Origin of the sequence: Burkholderia sp. GbtcB21 (assembly GCF_019091065.1) — a bacterium.
Lineage (GTDB): Bacteria > Pseudomonadota > Gammaproteobacteria > Burkholderiales > Burkholderiaceae > Burkholderia > Burkholderia pyrrocinia_C.
This window is the reverse complement of record NZ_JAGXKA010000144.1, coordinates 1-341: the sequence shown is the minus strand read 5'-3', so window position 1 is coordinate 341 and position 341 is coordinate 1. Positions and strand designations below refer to the sequence as shown.

The 341-nt window shown below is 65.1% G+C and carries 1 protein-coding gene; it reads left to right on the top strand.

The window, feature by feature from the left end; genetic code table 11:
• Positions 1 to 341: ribonuclease E inhibitor RraB (locus KVT39_RS36645; RefSeq protein ID WP_217591447.1), on the top strand; the 341-nt coding region annotated here is incomplete at both ends.

Below are 341 nucleotides of genomic sequence, written 5' to 3'. Positions count from 1 at the left end.
CACCAGGACGATCCGGACAAGGAAGCATACTGGCAGACCCTTTACCCGACCGACGTCGACTGGCAAATCATGCGCGACATGCGCGTGCTGGATGCGCTGCGGCAGAAAGGCGACGCCGGCGACGTGAACCGGCGCGTGATGCACTGGGCGTACTTCCCGGACCCGAGCGACGTTCACCAGTTCGCGGACTGGGCCGAAGCGAAAGGTTACCCGGTCGAAACGGTCGCGCCGACGGAAGACGGCACGTGGGCCGTGCGGTTTTGGGACGAAGGCACGATGGCGCTGGCCGACATCACGCGCCATACGATCGCGATCAATCGCGAGGTGCGTTCGCTCGGAGG